Below are 15,255 nucleotides of genomic sequence, written 5' to 3'. Positions count from 1 at the left end.
CGGAAATCAGTTTTTCTCGAGCGCCCACAGGTCGCTTTCGATGCTTTCAAACCGCTCTTTGAGGTGGGTCTGCACATCGAAAATCGCCCTGTTGTAATAGTGCGGAGCAATTTCGCGGGTAAACAGCTCAAGAATTTCCCCCGCTTCGAACGATCCCAGATCGAGCTCGAAACGGTCTTCCATGAACCGCTGAATCTTGCGATTGGCCTCGTTCTCCTGTTCGGGAGTGAGGGTCAGAATCGGCGGTCTGGATTTCTTGGCAGCCATTTACCAGCGACCGTCCCACGCAGCGAAGTTCTGCAGCAATTGCAGGCCATGGGTATGGCTTTTCTCCGGGTGGAACTGCACGGCGAAACGTGAACCGTCGGCCAGCGCTGCAGCGAAATCGACGCCGTAATGACCGCCACCCACCACTTGCCGCGCGTTAGCGGCAGCGATGTAATAGCTGTGCACGAAGTAGAAACGCGCCATGTCCGGAATGTCATGCCACAGCGGGTGGCTGACCTTCTGCTTCACTTCGTTCCAGCCCATGTGCGGGACTTTCAGGTGCTCGCCGTCTTCGTGCAGGTCTTTACCGAAGAACTTCACCGCGCCCGGAAACAGACCGATGCAGTCAACGCCATCGTTCTCTTCGCTGGTGTCGAGCAAGGCTTGCATGCCGACACAGATGCCGAGAAACGGACGATCCTGACTGACTTCGCGCACCAGCGAATCGAAACCGAGGCGACGGATCTCCGCCATGCAATCGCGAATCGCACCAACACCGGGGAACACCACGCGGTCAGCTTCACGAATCACGTTGGCATCGCTGGTGATCAGCACCTTGCCGGCACCGACGTGCTCGAGGGCCTTGGCCACCGAGTGCAGGTTACCCATGCCGTAATCGATAACTGCAACCGTCTGCATTACAGAACGCCTTTGGTCGATGGCATTTGCCCGGCCATACGCTCATCCAGCTCGACGGCCATGCGCAGCGCGCGGCCGAAAGCCTTGAACACGGTTTCGATCTGGTGGTGAGTGTTGGTGCCACGCAGGTTGTCGATGTGCAGGCTGACCAACGCATGGTTGACGAAGCCCTGGAAAAATTCCTGGAACAGGTCAACGTCGAAACCGCCGACGGTGGCGCGGGTGTACGGCACGTGCATCTGCAGGCCTGGACGACCGGAGAAGTCGATGACCACACGCGACAGCGCTTCATCGAGCGGCACGTAGGCATGACCGTAGCGACGGATGCCTTTTTTATCGCCGATGGCTTTGGCAAATGCCTGGCCGAGGGTGATACCGACGTCTTCCACCGTATGGTGGTCGTCGATATGCAGATCGCCCTTGCATTCGATATCCAGGTCGATCAACCCGTGACGGGCGATCTGATCCAGCATGTGCTCAAGAAAAGGAACACCGATATCGAATCGGGCCTTTCCGGTGCCATCAAGGTTGATCGAGGCTTTGATCTGGGTTTCCAGAGTGTCGCGCTCGACAGAAGCCTTACGTTCGGCCATCACCAGCTCCGCAAAATCATTGGGCGAAAAAGGCAGCCATTATAGGCACGCGGGGCCGAAACAGAAACACGAGAGGTGAGATGGCTGACGGATAGAACCCCCGGCTGTCGCGGGTAGACATGTCCATACAAGCCATTACAGGTGCACCAAAAACAAATGTGGGAGCGAGCTTGCTCGCGAAAGCGGTAGTTCAGCCAACACTGATGTCGACTGACATTCCGCCTTCGCGAGCAAGCTCGCTCCCACAGGTTCGGTGTTTATCCAGCTAACACCTTAGTGAAACAGTACCGCCGTTTTCTGCAGGGTCACCCACACACCCCACGCCAACGGAATACCCACCACCAGCCACGCAGCGATCGCCAGCGGCTTGCTGCCCGGCGCGGCTTTCCACTCCAGAACGGTGCTGGCGTCAGCACCTTTGTCGTGACCCAGTGCCTGTTCGGCAGCCAGTTCAGCGTCGGACATGAAGTACTTGTCGGCCACCGGACGCACCATCAGATTGCACAGGAAACCCAGCACCAGCAGGCCGGCGAGGATGTACAAGGTGATGTCGTAAGCGGCGGCGCGTTCAACGCCGATGCTCAACTGATATTCACGCAAGTAGTTCACCAGCACCGGGCCGAGCACGCCAGCGGCAGCCCAGGCGGTCAGCAGACGACCGTGGATCGCACCAACCATCTGCGTACCGAACAGGTCGGCCAGATACGCCGGCACAGTGGCGAAACCGCCGCCGTACATCGACAGAATGATGCAGAACGCCGCCACGAACAGCGCAACGTTGCCGAGGTGACCCATGTTCGGAATCAGCGCGTACAGGGCAAAACCCAGGGCGAAGAACACGAAGTAGGTGTTTTTGCGGCCCAGGTAGTCCGAGAACGAGGCCCAGAAGAAGCGACCACCGATGTTGAACAGGCTCAGCAGACCGGTGAAACCGGCAGCAATCGCGGCGATCGAAGCCAGTTGGCCGGCATCGAGCTGGCCAAACGGCACATCAACACCCAGCAGTTTGCCGCCGAACACTTCCTGCAGCAGTGGCGAAGCCATGCCGAGGATGCCGATACCGGCAGATACGTTCAGGCACAGCACCAGCCAGACCAGACGGAATTGCGGAGTTTTCCACGCCACATTCACGTGCACGTGGCGATTGGTGATCATCGCGTTTGCGGCTTTCTTCGCCGGCGCGGTCCAGCCTTCAGGTTTCCAGCCGGTTGGCGGCACGCGGTAAGCCAGAGCGCCGCCGATCATGAACACAAAGTAGATAGCAGCCATGGCCACGAAGCTCTGCCAGACGCCGACACCTTCAGCCGAGCCGAAGTGGCTCATCAGTGCAGTTGCCAGCGGTGCACCGACCATCGCGCCGCCACCGAAGCCCATGATTGCCATGCCCGTCGCCATGCCACGCTTGTCCGGGAACCACTTGATCAGGGTCGAGACCGGCGAGATATAGCCCAAGCCGAGACCAATACCACCGATCACGCCGGAGCCGATCCACATCAGCCAGATCTGGTGGGTATAAATACCCAGCGCCGAAATCAGCAGACCGCCGCACCAGCACAGTGCCGATACCACACCGGCCTTGCGCGGACCTGCGTGCTCCAGCCAGCCACCCCAGATCGCTGCCGAGCAGCCGAGGAAGATGAAGAACAGCGTGTAGATCCAGCCGAGCATCGAGATCGGCCAGTCGCATTGCGACGAGAACACTTGTGCGAGGAAGCTCATGTCCGGTGCGCAAGCCACCGGAGCAGTCACGCCCAGCGCCTTGGACAGCGGCAACCAGAACACCGAGAAGCCGTAGGCCATGCCGATGCACAGGTGGATGGCCAGAGCGGCCGGTGGAACCAGCCAACGGTTGAAACCGGGCTTGGCGATGATGCGTTCCTTGGACAGGAACGCGGGCTGATCGGCTTTGAGGCCGTCCGCCGTGATGCTCGTGCTCATTGTGTATCCCCCAATTATTAGTATGGTTCGCCAGCCACTGTTCACCCCCGGCCTTTATGCACGCAGGCATGACCGTTTTTTTGGGTGAAGCTCCTTGAAGGCGCGACGTTAAGTCGCAGAAGGACGGACGAACGGGCGAAGGTTACCATTTGCAGGTGACAGAAAAACCAAACTGATATCACCTTTTTTCATGTCATCTGATCTCTATCCCGGGGAAACGCATGCCAATCATCGTTCAGGCGCTTGAAGTCAGCAGTTATCAGGATCAGCAGGATTTGCAGAAAATCTACCGCGACGCGCCGCCGTGGCTGTTCGCGCCGTTTTCCGGGGAGATCGATCTGATCGAGCGCAGCCTGGCTGACGGTTGTTTTATTGCCGGACGTTTCAATGATCGCCTGCTCGGCGCCGCGCGCCTGCAAAGGCACCATGACGTTTGGTACTTGTCCCATTTATGCGTACGAAAAGTTACCCGTCGCCGTGGGGTCGCTGAACGGCTGGTGAACCAAGCGCAGGAAATGGCGTCGCAAGCGGGGGCCGAACTGCGCCTCCTGGCGCCTGCCGGGCATCTTGAAGCTCAGGCCATCGCCGCGAAGTTGCACGTCCCGCTGGAGGCACTGGCAACATGACGCCACACCGAACCGGGCATTTGCAGCGCTATACTCCCCGGCTAAATTACGAATTCGACTAATTACAAGGACTCGCCCATGAAAGCGTTCGGCAAAATCCTGGGTCTGGTACTTCTCGGGCTGTTGCTGATCATTGTGGCGGCAGGTTTTGCCCTGACCCACCTCTTCGATCCCAACGACTACAAAGACGAGATTCGCCAGATAGCCCGCGACAAGGCCCACATCGAGCTGACGCTCAATGGCGATATCGGCTGGAGCCTGTTCCCGTGGCTTGGCCTGGAATTGCACGAGGCCAGCGTCGCCACCCTGGTCAAACCTGCCGAACCGTTTGCCGATTTGCAGATGCTTGGTCTGTCCGTGCGCGTGCTGCCGCTGCTGCGTCGCGAAGTGCAAATGAGCGATGTGCGCGTCGAAGGCCTGAACCTGCGCCTGAACCGCGACAAGGACGGCCACGGCAACTGGGAAGACATCGGCAAGGTGCCCGCCCCCGCCGGAGCGACGCCGCCAGCTGCTACTCCAGGCCAACCGGCCAGCGAAGCCCCAGTTGCGGTGGAAAAACCACCACAGCCGATCCGCCTCGACATCGACAGCCTGACCGTCAACAACGCCCGCGTTGAGTACAACGACGAGAAGACCGGCAAACAGTTCAGTGCCGAAAGTATCCAGTTGAGCACCGGCCCGGTACACGATTCGACGAATATTCCGGTGAAAGCCACGGCATTCCTCGGCACCAATCAGCCGGTTCTGCGCGTGCGCACAGAACTCACCGGCGAACTGCGCATCGAGCGCGCACTGCAACGCTACAAGTTCGAGGATATGAAGCTCTCCGGCGAACTGGCTGGCGATCCGTTGCAAGGCAAGACCATGACCTTCGCTGCCCAAGGTCAATTGTTGCTGGATAAAGCCGCGAACGTCGCCGAATGGACCGGCATCAAGATTTCCGCCAACCAGTTGCGCGCACTGGGCGAGCTGAAAGCCAACGACCTCGACAAGACCCCGCAGATCACCGGCGGCATCTCCATCGCCCAGTTCGATCTGGCGAAATTCGTCGACAGCGTTGGCCAGAAACTTCCGGCCATGGCCGAAGGCAGCCTGAGCAAGGTCGAACTGGTCAGCCGCGTGGCGGCCACGCCAACCAGCATTGCCTTCGACAATATCAATCTGAAACTCGACGACAGCAGCTTCAGCGGCCGCATCGCTGTCGAGGACTTCGCCAAGCAATCGTTGCGGGCGATTCTCAAGGCTGACACGTTCAACGCTGACCGTTACCTGCCACCAAAATCGGAAAAAGCCGCCAACGCCACACAAACGCGCCAGGCCGAAGTTGCCAGTACTGAAGCCGATGCCATGGCCGGCGCGGGCTCAACGCCTCTGCCGGACAAACCGAGCAAAACCGCCTGGAGCACCGAGCGCCTGTTGCCGGTTGAACGCCTGACCAAACTCGACGTCGATGCCGACCTGACCTTCGGCCAACTGACCCTCGACAAACTGCCAATCCAGAACGCCGCACTGAAAGCCACCGGCCAGGGCGGCTTGCTGACCCTGACCAACCTGAGCGGCGAGTTGTACAACGGTGGTTTTGCAGCCAACGGCACCCTCGATGTGCGTCCGAACACGCCTGTGCTGAACCTGCAGACCAAGCTCAATCGCGTGCCTGTAGAAAAAATCCTCGAAAGCCAAGGCAAGAACCCGCCCGTCAAAGGCCTGGTGACCCTCACCAGCAATGTCACTGGCAGCGGCAACAGCCAGCAGGCGCTGATCGAAACGCTGAACGGCAACGCCAGTTTCGTGATCAACAACGGCGTACTGCTCAACGCTAACCTTGAGCAGCAACTGTGCAAAGGCATCGCCACGCTCAACCGCAAAACCCTCAGCGGCGAGCCACGCGGCAAAGACACGCCATTCCAGGAACTCAAGGGCAACCTGACTTTCCGCAACGGCATTGCCAACAATCCGGACCTGAAAGTGCGCATCCCCGGCATGACCGTCAACGGTGACGGCGACATCGACCTGCGCGTGCTCGGCATGGATTATCGCGTTGGCATCATCGTTGAAGGCGACACCAGCGCCATGCCGGATCCAGCCTGTCAGGTCGGCGACAAGTTCGTCGGCATCGAGTGGCCGCTGCGCTGCCGTGGCCCGCTGGAACTCGGCGCCAAGGCCTGCCGCATCGACAACGATCGCCTCGGTCAGGTCGCAACCAAACTGGCCGGCGACAAGCTCAGCGAGAAGATTGACGAGAAACTCGGTGACAAGGTCAGCCCGGAATTGAAAAACGCATTGAAGGGGCTGTTCAAGCGATGAGAGCGGAGCAATTTTCCACGGCGGTGCTGGATTGGTTCGACCGCCACGGCCGCCACGATTTGCCTTGGCAGCAGGACATCAACCCGTATCGGGTGTGGGTGTCGGAGATCATGTTGCAGCAAACCCAGGTCAGCACCGTGCTCAATTACTTCGACCGTTTCATGGCCGCGCTGCCGACGGTCGAAGCGCTGGCCGAAGCCCCCGAAGACGAAGTACTGCACCTGTGGACCGGGCTCGGTTACTACACCCGTGCACGCAATCTGCAGAAGACCGCCAAGATCGTCGTCAGCCAGTACGGCGGCGAGTTTCCACGGGACGTCGAAAAGCTTACAGACTTGCCGGGCATTGGCCTGTCCACCGCTGGCGCCATCGCCAGCATCAGCATGGGCCTGCGCGCGCCGATTCTCGACGGCAACGTCAAACGCGTGCTGGCGCGCTTTACTGCGCAAGAGGGTTATCCCGGCGAGCCGAAAGTCGCCAAACAGCTCTGGGCCAACGCTGAGCGCTTTACGCCGCACGATCGGGTCAACGCCTACACCCAGGCGATGATGGATCTCGGCGCCACACTCTGCACGCGCAGCAAGCCGAGTTGCCTGTTGTGTCCGCTGGAGCGTGGTTGCGAGGCGCACATGCTCGGCCTCGAAACCCGCTACCCGATTCCCAAACCGCGCAAAGCCATCCCGCAGAAGCGCACGCTGATGCCGATGCTGGCCAACGGCGACGGCGCGATTCTGCTTTACCGCCGCCCTTCCAGCGGCTTGTGGGGCGGTTTGTGGAGCCTGCCGGAACTCGATGACCTCGATGACCTGCAACATCTTGTCGATCAGCACTCGCTGACCATGGGCGAGCAGCAGGCGCTGCCGAGTCTTGTCCACACGTTCAGCCATTTCCAGCTGTCCATCGAACCCTGGCTGGTTCAGGTACAGGAGGCCGCCCATCACGTGGCCGAGGCCGACTGGCTCTGGTATAACCTCGCCACCCCGCCGCGCCTGGGCCTCGCCGCCCCGGTCAAAACCTTGCTCGAACGCGCGGCCGCCGTCTTGAATGCAGGAGAGTCGCCATGACCCGCACCGTAATGTGCCGCAAGTACAAAGAAGAATTACCCGCGCTGGAGCGCACCCCTTTCCCGGGCGCCAAAGGTCAGGACATTTTCGACCACGTCTCCGCCAAGGCCTGGGCTGACTGGCAGAAACACCAGACCCTGCTGATCAACGAAAAGCGTCTGAACATGATGAACGCCGAAGACCGAAAATATCTTCAGGGCGAAATGGACAAGTACTTCTCCGGCGAGGAATACGCCAAGGCCGAAGGCTACGTTCCGCCTGCAGAGTAAACCCCGCTAAATCGGGGGTCGGATCGTAAGCGACGGAATTAATTTAAGAAATTTTAAAAAAGTCGTTGACGTAAATCCGAAAAACCCTTTTAATGCGCCCCGTTGCCCAGATAGCTCAGTCGGTAGAGCAGGGGATTGAAAATCCCCGTGTCGGCGGTTCGATTCCGTCTCTGGGCACCAAATACCGAAAACCCTGAATCGCAAGATTCAGGGTTTTTTTATGCTTGCGATTTGATAAGCCACACCTCACCCCCTCTTCCAGTGCTTTTGCTGGCCATTATTTTGATGTTAGGCTCCGTCAGCTTTTTCCGGCAGGTCATTATTGACTGCCCGAAATAATCGCCGAGTACTTCAGTCCTGATGACCGGCATTTAACGCATTACCCGAATAACGCACTCCGCGCCCTCGAACCCTCGGAACCTATCGAGGTTATTGCAGGCCGCAGGAAGTTGCGTCTGCGAGCAGGATCGCTCGCAGAACCAAGCCCCCTCATAAAGTTGTCATGGAGGACAAGACCTCAGCGCAGGTCACCTGCTGTTGTTTCAACTGTCAGGCAAGCGACAGCAAACACGGACCCGGCATTCAACACTTGTTTGAACTGTCCCGTCACAGCGCCCTGTGCCCTCCCGAAAAAACCAGACCTGTATCAACTCGCCCACGTCCGGATCTGTGCGTGCGCTCTGGCACGCATTGCATCATCGAAACAGCCAACAGCTCCCACAAAAAATATAAGGGGAGCGGATACGACAGGGATGTAACCAATGACCGAAGTCCTACAACAGACCAATAAAACCGTTGAGTCTTTAGTTGAACAGGAAGTCAGAACTTTCAGTTTTGACACGCAACAAGCCAAGCTGCTGCACACCTTCTCTGAAGAACTGGCAGCCATGGGCGGGCCACAAGTCGCCGGTGCCAAGTCCAAGGCCTCGCTGGCAGCGACCGAGTTGAAGTTTTCGTTTTCCAAGGATCAATGCGAACTGCTTGGCGCGTACTCCGACGGCCTCGTTTCCCTGCTGATTTTTGAGGGCATGCAAGCATTCACCGAATCCAGCCCACCGGAAGAACTTCCCGAGCTGGCCGCTCTGGAGAATCGTCACGACGTACTGTGTCTGGCGTCACGCAATCAGATTCTGTTGAAACTGGTGGATAACAGCTCCTTTGCCTACGACATGGACAACGAAGGCAAACTGGTCCGGCTCGTCGCTAACTTCAAGGGCGGCGGACTGACCAAAATCCATGATGAACCGGAAATCAAAGAGCTGAGTTCCCACTCCGGTCTCGCGCTCGGCCCGCACACCGAGGCGCCGTACTGGTGCGCCGTCAACGCGAAAGACGGGCACTCGCCCTCGCCTTCGTCGTTGATTCTATCGGCGCTGTGGAATCCAGGCCTGGAACCGACCTCGGTGATTCCGTTGCCACCTCTGCTGGACGAAATCGGCGTTACTGGATGCCTCGCACTCACAACGGGCAGCTTCCAGTTCACCCGCAGTGATTCTTTCGTCAGTGGCAAGGGCGAGGATGGCCGTAATGTTTCGATTCTGGAGTTCGATGACAACGTCGGATTCGCCGCGCGATTCAACTCGTACCGTTTTTCGGTCAACGAAAATGCCTCGGACTTTGTAAAAGAGGCTTATTCCGCACTTTGCCAAAGCGTGGGTAAAGCAACACCGGTTCAATACACACTGACGCAAGAATCGGCCATGGTGATCAATAACGTCCGGGCCCTGCACTGTCGTGATGTCATCAAAGACAATCGACGTGTACTGGTGCGCATCTTCGGCCTGTCGAAGTTCTCATCCCCCATTGTCATCTCAGACGATCCGCTGCTGATTCAGGGCTGATACTTAGCGCACGTCAAAGCTGCAGCATGGCCAGTCATGTGGATGTCTGGCCAATAACTATAAAAGGGAAAATGTAATGGCTTGGGATGTAATTGGCATGTTGGCGCTCGTGGCTTTTTGCGCCGGTTTTTTTGATGCGATTGCCGGGGGTGGGGGATTGATTACTTTGCCTGCCTTGTTCCTGGCCGGTGTCGACCCGATCAGTGCGATTGCCACAAACAAGTTTCAGGCCGCGTCGGCCACTATTTCAGCTACGGTCACGTTCGCTCGCAAAGGCATGATTGAGTGGCGCGAGGGGCGCTTCCTGGTTATCTGCGCGTTCCTGGGGGGCGCCAGCGGGGCTCTCTTGGTCAGCTCTATTGATAAGCGCTATCTGGAGGTGTGCGTGCCCGTCATGCTTATTCTGGTGGCGATTTACTTTGCGCTCTCGCCGAAACTGGCCAATGAGGATCGACGCAAGAGAATCGGCATTCTGCTGTTCTCGTTCACCGTGGCGCCGATCCTGGGCTTCTACGACGGCATCTTCGGTCCTGGTGTAGGTTCGTTCTTTATAGTCGGTTTCGTGCTGCTCTGCGGGCTTGGCATGATGCGGGCCATGAGCTTCACCAAACTGGCCAACGCTTCGTGCAACCTGGGGTCGCTGTCAGTCTTCATCACCAAAGGCGTAATCATCTGGCCGATCGCGATTGCCATGGCGCTGGCGGCCTTCGTCGGCGCACAACTGGGCGCAAGAGCCGCTGTCCGGGTCGGCCCGCGCTTGATCAAGCCCATGTTGATCGTGGTCTGCTGCGCCCTGGCGATCAAGCTGCTGAGCGTGGAGACCAATCCATTGCGTGTTGCAGTCCTGCACACCCTGGCGGCCCTGTGATCAATCGGTTGGCGTTGACCGGCGCATCTCGACTTCGGTCTCGGTTGCATTTCGACGAGGCGCCAACCGGCCCTGAGTTTTTCTTTGCGCAAACCTTCGCCGGCTACCAACTGGAAGGTCGCGTATTGGCCGGCTCCGCCGCAGAAACGTCAACGCCGAAGGTGCTGGCCATTCACGGCGCCCGCTCTGACTATTCGCGACTCAACGCAATCCTGTATCCCTTGCAGGCGCTGGGCATTGCCAGCCTGAGCTTCAATCTTTCCGGCCACGGTCCCAGCGCTGACGTCGCCCTGGAGGACACTTCACTGACGCACAACCTTCAGGAGGCTTTGCAGTTTGCCGGTCAGTTGGGCGCTGAACTCGACACGGTGATCGGTCACAGTCTGGGCGGCGCACTGGCACTCAAAGTGGCGCAAGCGCATCGAGCTTCAGTCAGACGCATCGTGCTGTTCTGTCCGGCCCTGTACGCGGAGGCGGCCTGGCAGCAACCGTTTGGGTCACCCTTCAAAAGCGCCATTTCGGTGCCTTACGGTTTTCTCGATTCGCCATCGCTGGATTTCCTGCGTACGTTCGACGGGAAGGTCTTGCTGGTGATCGGCGAATACGATGGCATTCGATCAACCGCTTTTGGCGGGATTCCCGGTACATCTGCCGGGACGCAGCAAATGAGCGCGCGCGCGATCAATAGCGCCATTCCCTATGAGGTCATCGAGGCCATTGAAAAGAGCCTGGCCCCTCATCAGTTGAGAAAAATCGTCCTGCCAGGCTGCGACCACGCGGTATCAACATGGCTCAGGGAAAACCCGCCGCGCGCAGTGGAGTTGGCAAGCGAGATAGCGCAGTTCATCAATGCCGGAAACAGGTCCCAAGCGTCATGAATCAAAGGAAAACCCGCGTCCCACTGCCCCATCCGCCGCCCTATCGCCCAAGTCGTGTGACTTACTGGCTGACTGTTCTCGTTGCTCTGCTGATTACTTTAGCCATCGGGTTGTCGATCTGGATGCTGGTCGACAGCTGGATCACGGGTTCCATCACCACCAATAATCGCGGCCCGCGAAGCACCTACACCCTGGCGCTGCAACCGCGGCAGTTCTGGTTCGAGTTTTTCTGGCAGAGCGTTGGCACAGTGTTTCTGCTGGCAGTTGGAGTGTTCGGCGTGTGGATCTATCGCAAGGTTCAAGAGCCCGCGCACACACCGAAAAGCAAACGCCGCGCAAAGAAAACCTAAAGCGTATTGATGTAATCGATCGGCAACAGAACCGTATCCAGCGCGGCATCCACTGGCAGGGATACGACGGTAATGAGCGGACAGACAATCATCATGTAACAGACGATCGCCGCCGGCATGCCATCGCTGCCGCCGCCACGCACACCCAGCAGGTGCAGGTTGCCATCAACGCCTCGGTAATACTGGGCATCGGACAAACCGTCATTCAAACGCCCGATAAACGTTCCGCAGCCGGCCAACTGCAATAACAGGCCGATGACACCAACAGTACGCAAAATCCCTTTCAAACCAGCGTTTCCTTACATCACACAATATGAGGCGCGGGATTGTACCCGCGCCTCAACACTGCAATCACACCTATCGCTATCCGGCATCATTCCAGTGGAACACCAGGTTGCGCGCCGTGCCGCTGCCAACCTCGGTCACGTCGTGGCGCGTTTCGCCTTTACGCGTGGCCACCACCGTGTACTTGCCGGGTGGTAGTTGCACATATACCAACGGGCCCGTCTGGTTGAGCGTCAGTACGGTTTGCCCCGGCGACGTTTGAATCATCACATCGACATCAGCGGTGTACTCGTCTTGCGCGCCGACTGCGAACGTCATGTGCAGGTTGTAACCACTGGTTTGTTGAATGGCCTTCGCCTCATCCTCACCGATCCCGCCGGCCAGATAAGTGACGCCGTTCTGTTGTTGCTGCTGAACTTGCACCCCCGCGCTGTCGATGGGCTCAAGACTGGCTGCCTGCAACATCACCGGAAACAACAGTGCAGCGACAGCGGCGATGGGCAGCATGAATGAAAGAACGCGTTTCATGATCACGACTCCCGGGTTCTTGTAGAACCCAACCGTTACTCCTTTTAGATTTTGCGTATCGGGGTGCGTTTCAGATTGTTTGGAACTTGGCGCATGTACGAAATGGACTACAGACCATTGATCTCTGACGCCTCTTTCATCGGCAACGTCCTGCAACATCAATCCCTTCTTCCTTCCCACATCACCGTCTCGCCCGACATACCCGCGCGACGGCTCTTGGCATGCTTTGACGCCTGTTTCCAACGAAGTGGAAGAGCCGATGAGCCCGCTAAAACCTGCTGACACGCAAGACCCGAAAATCGATTCATTGCTGGGGGAGCTTGGCGAACTGATTCGCCAGGCGCGGCAAAAAGTGCTGCGTGCGGTGGATACGATTCAAGTGCAGACCTGCTGGCAGATCGGCAAGCATATTGTCGAGTTTGAACAGAAGGGAGCCCATCGCGCGGGCTATGGAAAACAGTTGTTGGCGTTGTTGGCGAAGGATCTGACGGCGCAGTTTGGTAAAGGGTTTGATGATCGTAATCTGCGATACATGCGCAGCTTTTATCAGTTGTTTCCAATTTGGAACGCAGTGCGTTCCGAATTGAGCTGGACCCACTATCGTCGGCTTCTGGGCGTAACCAATGAAAAAGCCCGCCATTGGTACATGGACGAATGCGCCAACCTGAACTGGTCAAGCCGCGCCCTCGACCGCCAGATCCTCACGCTCTACTACGAGCGGCTTCTCATGAGTCGCGACAAAGCCGATGTCATCGAAGAAGCCACCACCAACATCGAAGCAATGAAATGCAACCCGCGTGAATTCATTCGCGACCCCGTGATGCTCGAGTTTCTCGGTCTGCCCTCAGCAGGCAAGGTCAGGGAAAGCGGTCTCGAACAAGCCCTCATCGACCATCTGCAGGGCTTTCTGCTCGAGCTGGGCAAAGGCTTTTCCTTCGTTGCCCGCCAGCAACGCATCAGTACCGACGGCGTCGATCTGTACATCGATCTGGTGTTCTACAACTACCTGCTCAAATGCTTTGTGATCATTGACCTCAAACGCGGCAAGCTCAGCGCCCGCGATGTCGGGCAGATGGACATGTATGTGCGCATGTACGACGAGCTCATACGCAGCGAGGGCGACAAGCCGACTGTTGGCATCATTCTGTCTGCCGAGAGCAACGAATCGGTGGCGCGCTACTCAATGCTCAAAGGTAATGAGCAACTGTTCGCCAGCAGTTACAAGACGATCCTGCCGAGTGAAGAAGAGCTGCGTGCAGAACTCAATCGCGAACAGGCCTTGATCGAAGAACGAATGCTCACTCAATCCACTGAATAAAACCTGCGGATTGTTCCCGGGCGGCACGGCGACTATCGTTGGCAGCTTACCCGTCAAGGTCGAGAGTCATGAGCTGTCAGGACATGCCCGCAACGCAGAATGTGCAGTCAAGGTCACCGACTTTGGCTGCAACGCCAGGGGAGCCTTTCAAGGAATCGGCTGCCGACGGGTATGTCCTTGCCGGTTTTACCTGGCGCCACGCATCACCCGATACTCAGCGCCCGGTGGTCATCATCAACGCCGCCACCTCAGTGCGTTGCCGCCACTACTCGCGCTTCGCGGCATACCTGTTCACCAATGGCTGCGACGTGATGACCTACGACTACCGCGGCATCGGCGAATCGCGATCCGCTTCGATCAAAGGCTTGAACGCTACTTGGACAGATTGGGGCGCCCTGGATTTCGAAGCGATGCTCAAACGCGCACAACGGGAGTTTCCCGGTCAGCCGATCGACGTGGTCGGCCACAGTTTTGGCGGTTGCGCGGCGGGGCTCGGCGAGTCCGGGCGGGTTATCCGACGGCTGGTCACCGTTGGCGCGCAGTTCGCCTACTGGCGCGATTACGCGCCTGAACATCGCTGGCGCATGTTCGGCAAATGGCATGTGGTGATGCCGTTGCTGACGCTGCTTTGCGGTTTTTTCCCCGGCAAGCGACTCGGTTGGCTGGAGGATACGCCAACCGGCGTTGTGCGCGACTGGAGCACGCCCACCGCGCGTTACGAACAGCGCCCCAGTGGTCGCGCACTGATGAAAAAGAAGGGGACCCTGCCCTTCGCCGATGTTCGAGCGCAGACCTTGGCGATCAGCATCAGCGACGACCCTTACGGCACAATTGCGGCGATCGAACGCCTGCTCGGCTACTTCGATCACGCTGCAAAAACCCACCTGCGCATCGAGCCGCAGGACATCGGCGAACAACAAGTCGGACATTTCGCCTTTTTTCGCAGCGCATACCAAGCCACACTATGGCCCATCGCTCTGACCTGGCTGCAAACCGGCGCACTGGCCCCCGACACACCCGGGCGGCAAGTCCCACGCAGCTGAGCCCTCTCAACGCACGACGGAACACATCATGGCCTCCGCCAACAAGCAGCAAAAACGCGCCACTCGGGCCAAAGCCAAGGCCAAGCAGAACCGCACCAAGCGCGCGGAAGCGCCGGTCGAGCTGGACCCGAACGACGACCGCATCGACTTCGAGTCGGTGGATCTGACCGAACTGTTCAAAAAGATGATCGACGCCGAGAAGATCAGCCAGCAAGCCCTGTGCGCCGCGTTCCTCGAGGATCCCCTGCTGGAACTGGTTTACGAACAGGAAGGCGAAGAAGGCGCGATGGATTTCATCCTTGCCGCGCTGATCGAGTATCGCCAGTGGTCGCAGGAAACCGATGAGGCCGGCGCGCTGGCCTGGATCGAATCCCCGGCCTTCCAGGCCGACTATGTGGCGGCGTCCGACGCGATCGCCGCGCAAACCCAACAGAAGAACTGAGT

Annotated in this window: 17 protein-coding genes and 1 tRNA gene; 12 read left to right on the top strand and 6 right to left on the bottom strand. The window is 58.4% G+C overall.

Annotated features, from left to right (window positions below):
• Positions 1–6: 6 nt before the first annotated feature.
• The 4 genes from ACZ0A4_RS25850 to ACZ0A4_RS25835 form a co-directional block, all read right to left on the bottom strand.
• Positions 7–267, bottom strand: coding sequence for a DUF2164 domain-containing protein (locus ACZ0A4_RS25850; protein ID WP_250602787.1), 261 nt, complete (start codon positions 265–267; stop codon positions 7–9).
• Positions 268–906 carry an imidazole glycerol phosphate synthase subunit HisH gene (gene hisH / locus ACZ0A4_RS25845; RefSeq protein ID WP_008080553.1) on the bottom strand — a complete coding sequence of 213 codons (639 nt, stop codon included), beginning with the start codon at positions 904–906 and terminating at the stop codon, positions 268–270.
• Positions 906–1,499, bottom strand: a complete 594-nt coding sequence (gene hisB / locus ACZ0A4_RS25840) for an imidazoleglycerol-phosphate dehydratase HisB (protein ID WP_007909204.1) — start codon at positions 1,497–1,499, stop codon at positions 906–908. Before hisB ends, hisH begins: the two co-directional genes overlap by 1 nt.
• Positions 1,500–1,772: 273 nt before the next feature.
• The gene (locus tag ACZ0A4_RS25835) at positions 1,773–3,437 is read right to left on the bottom strand and encodes an OFA family MFS transporter (RefSeq protein ID WP_463576810.1); all 1,665 of its coding nucleotides are present in this window, start codon (positions 3,435–3,437) and stop codon (positions 1,773–1,775) included.
• A 221-nt stretch (positions 3,438–3,658) separates the two neighbouring features.
• On the opposite strand from ACZ0A4_RS25835, the gene ACZ0A4_RS25830 reads away from it, so the two are divergent.
• The 9 genes from ACZ0A4_RS25830 (at position 3,659) to ACZ0A4_RS25790 (ending at position 11,637) form a co-directional block, all read left to right on the top strand.
• Positions 3,659–4,063, top strand: coding sequence for an acetyl-CoA sensor PanZ family protein (locus tag ACZ0A4_RS25830; protein WP_463576809.1), 405 nt, complete (start codon positions 3,659–3,661; stop codon positions 4,061–4,063).
• A 78-nt stretch (positions 4,064–4,141) separates the two neighbouring features.
• Positions 4,142–6,367 carry an AsmA family protein gene (locus ACZ0A4_RS25825; RefSeq protein WP_463576808.1) on the top strand — a complete coding sequence of 742 codons (2,226 nt, stop codon included), beginning with the start codon at positions 4,142–4,144 and terminating at the stop codon, positions 6,365–6,367.
• Positions 6,364–7,431, top strand: a complete 1,068-nt coding sequence (mutY, locus tag ACZ0A4_RS25820) for an A/G-specific adenine glycosylase (RefSeq protein ID WP_463576807.1) — start codon at positions 6,364–6,366, stop codon at positions 7,429–7,431. The genes ACZ0A4_RS25825 and mutY overlap by 4 nt, the downstream gene beginning before the upstream one ends.
• Positions 7,428–7,700: an oxidative damage protection protein gene (locus ACZ0A4_RS25815; RefSeq protein ID WP_463576806.1), complete on the top strand. Its 273-nt coding sequence runs from the start codon at positions 7,428–7,430 to the stop codon at positions 7,698–7,700. The genes mutY and ACZ0A4_RS25815 overlap by 4 nt, the downstream gene beginning before the upstream one ends.
• Positions 7,701–7,804: 104 nt before the next feature.
• Positions 7,805–7,880, top strand: a tRNA-Phe gene (locus ACZ0A4_RS25810).
• 581 nt (positions 7,881–8,461) lie between these two features.
• On the top strand, positions 8,462–9,541 hold the full coding sequence (locus ACZ0A4_RS25805) for a hypothetical protein (RefSeq protein ID WP_463576805.1): 1,080 nt from the start codon (positions 8,462–8,464) through the stop codon (positions 9,539–9,541).
• Between the two features lie 76 nt (positions 9,542–9,617).
• Positions 9,618–10,409: a TSUP family transporter gene (locus ACZ0A4_RS25800; RefSeq protein ID WP_401042964.1), complete on the top strand. Its 792-nt coding sequence runs from the start codon at positions 9,618–9,620 to the stop codon at positions 10,407–10,409.
• On the top strand, positions 10,406–11,287 hold the full coding sequence (locus ACZ0A4_RS25795; protein WP_463576804.1) for an alpha/beta hydrolase: 882 nt from the start codon (positions 10,406–10,408) through the stop codon (positions 11,285–11,287). Before ACZ0A4_RS25800 ends, ACZ0A4_RS25795 begins: the two co-directional genes overlap by 4 nt.
• Positions 11,284–11,637, top strand: a complete 354-nt coding sequence (locus ACZ0A4_RS25790) for a hypothetical protein (RefSeq protein ID WP_463576803.1) — start codon at positions 11,284–11,286, stop codon at positions 11,635–11,637. The genes ACZ0A4_RS25795 and ACZ0A4_RS25790 overlap by 4 nt, the downstream gene beginning before the upstream one ends.
• On the opposite strand, the gene ACZ0A4_RS25785 is transcribed toward ACZ0A4_RS25790, so the two are convergent.
• Both ACZ0A4_RS25785 and ACZ0A4_RS25780 read right to left on the bottom strand, forming a co-directional pair.
• Entirely contained in the window at positions 11,634–11,924 is a 291-nt protein-coding gene (locus ACZ0A4_RS25785; RefSeq protein ID WP_463576802.1) for a YceK/YidQ family lipoprotein, read from the bottom strand. The two genes, ACZ0A4_RS25790 and ACZ0A4_RS25785, sit on opposite strands and share 4 nt — an antisense overlap.
• 76 nt (positions 11,925–12,000) lie before the next feature.
• On the bottom strand, positions 12,001–12,450 hold the full coding sequence (locus tag ACZ0A4_RS25780) for a carboxypeptidase regulatory-like domain-containing protein (protein ID WP_463576801.1): 450 nt from the start codon (positions 12,448–12,450) through the stop codon (positions 12,001–12,003).
• A 259-nt stretch (positions 12,451–12,709) separates the two neighbouring features.
• On the opposite strand from ACZ0A4_RS25780, the gene ACZ0A4_RS25775 reads away from it, so the two are divergent.
• The 3 genes from ACZ0A4_RS25775 (at position 12,710) to ACZ0A4_RS25765 (ending at position 15,253) form a co-directional block, all read left to right on the top strand.
• Positions 12,710–13,768: a PDDEXK nuclease domain-containing protein gene (locus tag ACZ0A4_RS25775; RefSeq protein ID WP_463576800.1), complete on the top strand. Its 1,059-nt coding sequence runs from the start codon at positions 12,710–12,712 to the stop codon at positions 13,766–13,768.
• Positions 13,769–13,836: 68 nt separating this feature from the next.
• The gene (locus tag ACZ0A4_RS25770; RefSeq protein WP_463576799.1) at positions 13,837–14,811 is read left to right on the top strand and encodes an alpha/beta hydrolase family protein; all 975 of its coding nucleotides are present in this window, start codon (positions 13,837–13,839) and stop codon (positions 14,809–14,811) included.
• Positions 14,812–14,839: 28 nt separating this feature from the next.
• Positions 14,840–15,253, top strand: coding sequence for a hypothetical protein (locus ACZ0A4_RS25765; RefSeq protein WP_397480779.1), 414 nt, complete (start codon positions 14,840–14,842; stop codon positions 15,251–15,253).
• The last annotated feature ends 2 nt before the right edge of the window (positions 15,254–15,255 follow it).

Source organism: Pseudomonas sp. AC172 (genome assembly GCF_979258595.1).
Note: the sequence above shows the minus strand (reverse complement) of the source record. Positions and strands in the feature narration are given on the sequence as shown.